Origin of the sequence: Effusibacillus consociatus, from assembly GCF_042652925.1 — a bacterium.
Lineage (GTDB): Bacteria > Bacillota > Bacilli > Tumebacillales > Effusibacillaceae > Effusibacillus > Effusibacillus consociatus.
The window spans coordinates 1-3728 of record NZ_JBHSHC010000134.1 but is presented as its reverse complement, the minus strand read 5'-3'; the positions used below and the strand labels follow the sequence as shown (position 1 = coordinate 3728).

The 3728-nt window shown below is 45.4% G+C and carries 1 protein-coding gene; it reads left to right on the top strand.

Annotated features, from left to right (window positions below; genetic code table 11):
* Positions 1 to 33: 33 nt before the first annotated feature.
* A partial coding sequence (locus tag ACFO8Q_RS19450) for an AAA domain-containing protein (RefSeq protein ID WP_380028166.1) occupies positions 34 to 3728 on the top strand: 3695 nt, incomplete at its 3' end.

Below are 3728 nucleotides of genomic sequence, written 5' to 3'. Positions count from 1 at the left end.
AAGTTCCTGTTTTCACAGGTGGGGGAAAATTAAATGAGCGAATGGCGGAATTTTCAGTTGACAAATACAGACAGTGAGACAGAAAGCCGTCAGCAGCTCGAAGGTTCCATCGATGTAATTACGGAGCGGCTGTCATCGCTGGATCCTGACCAGCTTGAAAAAGAGGCCGCTATTCTAACGAAGCAACGGAATGACTTAATTCGACAGCTCCGTGAAACTCGAAATCGGTTAAAATTAGCCCGAAATGATGAATATCGTCCTGTTGTAGTAGCTGGCGAAGAGGTTAATCCTTCACAGGCGGCTCGATTTGTTAAAGAACATGAAGAAACTGAATCCTGGATACCCGGCCCTGTAACTCTTGGAGAACCGAAGCCATTAAGCCATACAGAATTGGCTGAGTTGTATCGCAGTAATGTGGAACTGACTTTTGAGGAAGAGAAAGAACTTGGATACATCCTGCCTGATCCTGCTGAATTGCTTACTCCCTTGGAGTTTGAGAGTTTGGTAAATGAAAGGGAAAGTCTGTTGCAAGAAGACTTGGAGCATGGGATCGAACTGTGGGAAGAAGCACCTTCCGATCAATCTTCTGAATCCCTTCAACAGTTGCTTTCAAAATTACGTTCTGCCATGGAACCGCTGCAAGATGAAACGGAATGGCGCTTAGTTACGATTCTTGCAGGTCGTGACGGAGAGATGCAGCGCAAGATATGGGATGAACTGATTGATCAGGTGGAAAAGGTCTACCAACTCTCTGTAAACACGCAATCCCAGCTGCTTGAATATGCACCAGAATTACCGACTGACAAATGGAACGATCAGACACTCAAGGTGATTGATGAGATCTTGGCACTTCTTAATAGAGGGAAACGAATTACATCATTTACTCTGCTGTTTCACTCAAAGTGGAAAGAGTTCTTGTCTGCGGCAAAGACCAACGATTCTCAACCGAAAACCATTCAAGAGTTTGAATCCCTGCAGATGTTTGTTCGACTGGAAATGGAACGGAAAAAACTCCTTCAGCGCTGGGATCGGCAAGTCACTGCACGTGGCGGCGAAACAGTAGAAGAACTGGGTAAACACCCGGAACAGGTGTGCCGTTTGCTGGTAAACTACGTAAAAACTTGCTTAGATTGGTATCACGGCACCTGGTCCCCGCTTCAACAGGAAGTAATTCGACAAGGGTTCCAGTGGGATTCTTTGCTAAACGAGATTCCCACCAGACTCTCTCCTTACGCGGAGATCCTTAGGTTGAAGGAAGCTGTTGTGAATAGGGTGCCTGCCCTTTTTGAAGCTCAAAGACATCGCTTATTATGGAGACGAAATGAGGTACAGTTGCAGGATCTAAGGGAAAAAGCAGATATAGTGCTAGAAAAAGCTGCGGAGTCCGAAGTAGTAAATCGCCTGTACGAAGCCATCTATCGATTGGATGGAAAGTTATACCGCGAAACTTATGAAAAATTGCTAGATCTGTATTCCCAATCCTCGATACTAAGGATGCGGCAAAAGTATTTGGTAAGACTGAAAAAAACGGCTCCCATGTGGGCGGCAGCCATTGAAAATCGGCAAGGTATCCATGGCAAAGGCGAAATACCAGGTGACCCGTCTATTGCATGGAAATGGCGGCAGTTTCATGATGAACTTGAACACCGGGCCAATACCTCTATGGAAGAGTTGCAGAACAAGATTGCCCATCTAAGCGATAATTTGCGCAAGATTACTGGGGCACTTGTAGAGAAAAAAGCATGGGCTGCACAAGTTAGACGAACAACACATCCTCAGAGGCAAGCTTTAATGGGGTGGAAGGCTCTGGTCAAAAAAATAGGGAAAGGTACTGGGAAAAGAGTCCCTATTTTTATGGCGGAAGCACGAAAATTAATGCCTGTATGCCAGACCGCCGTCCCGGTTTGGATTATGCCTTTGAACCAAGTAGTGGAGAATTTTGATCCGCGCAAAAACTTCTTTGATGTGATCATTATTGACGAAGCCAGCCAGTCGGATATAATGGCTTTGACTGCCCTTTATATGGGCAAACAAGTGGTGGTTGTCGGAGATGATCAGCAGGTAAGCCCTGACGCAGTAGGACAAAGAGTGGAAGAAATTCAACAAATGATTGATACATTCCTTAAGGGGATTCCAAACAATCAACTTTATGACGGACAGTCTTCTATTTACGACCTGGCCAAAACAAGCTTTGCTGGCATGGTTCAGTTAAGGGAGCATTTCCGATGTGTTCCTGATATTATTCAGTTCAGCAACCATCTTTCCTATGATGGCAAGATTATGCCATTGCGGGATGCCAGTAAAGTACAGAGAAAACCCTTTAGTGTGACATACTGTGTCGAGAACGCTATTGCAAACGACAAGTTGAATCCGACCGAGGCTCTACATGTTGCTTCCCTATTAGTGGCTGCAACCGAACAACCAGAATATAAGGATGCAACATTCGGAGTGATCTCGCTGGTGGGTGATGAACAGGCCATGCACATTGAAACTCTGCTGCGCCAGTATCTGACACCTACAGAGTTCAACCGACGTTTAATCAGATGTGGAAATTCCGCTCAATTCCAAGGGGACGAACGGGATGTTATGTTCTTGAGTATGGTCGATTCGCCCAAGGGAGACGGACCTTTAACCAAGCGGGCGGATGAAAAGTTCAAAAAACGGTTCAACGTGGCAGCCAGTCGGGCACGCGATCAGATGTGGGTGGTTTATTCCCTGGATCCCGATACGGATTTGAAGCAGGATGACCTCCGCAGAAGACTGATCCTTCATGCTAAGGATCCGCAGGCGATCACAAGATCGATTGCCACCCTTGAAAAAGAAACTCAATCTCCATTCGAGAAAATGGTTTTGGAGAGGCTTGTACGTGCCGGTTACCGAGTCAAACCTCAGTGGCAGGTGGGGGCATACAGCATCGATCTGGTTGTGGAAGGCGGCGGCAAACGCCTTGCTGTTGAATGTGACGGTGACAAATGGCACCCCCCTGAGAAGTTGGTGCAGGATATGGGCCGTCAAGCTATACTGGAACGATTGGGATGGAAGTTTGTAAGAATCCGAGGCAGCCAATTTTTCCGCAATCCGGAAAAAGCTATGAAACCTGTCTTTGAGAAGCTGAAGGAATTGAATATTCCGCCGGAAGGTCTTGAGACTTTTGAGGAATATGCCGATCAAAGAGAAGAACTAAGAGAAAGAATTGTTCGCAGGGCTGCTGAACTACGTCAGCTTTGGAAGGATGAGAACTACGATCCTTTGGCAAAGAAAAGTAATTCCATTACGCAATCGATACTTTCCAACTCTACAGGTAAGATTCAAGAACCTGTTGAAGAGGAAGACGATATTTTCGAAGATTTCTTTGAAAAAGAGGAGACTCCATCGGTTGAAGAAGATCTGGAAAGAATCTTGGATTCGATTGATTCCCAAAAACTTGAGGAAATACGTAAGCTTTTTAGTGAACAGATTCAGGAAGAGTTATCAGGTACTCAAACCAAACTCGAATTGGCAACAACGACAGTTTATCAAGAAGACAAACAAAGTTTTCGCTTACTCGATTTCTTCGTGGAAAGAGGGATCGAAGTAATAGACAAACGTGGGGCAGGCGGAGCCTTCTGGGTTGTTGGAGGATGGGAACTTCGAGATACTTTGATGGAACTAAAAGGTCGCGGATTAACCCCGCTTATTTGGACATACCTTCATTTTAGAGCTATTTTCATAGAGTTTCGTTTTATATG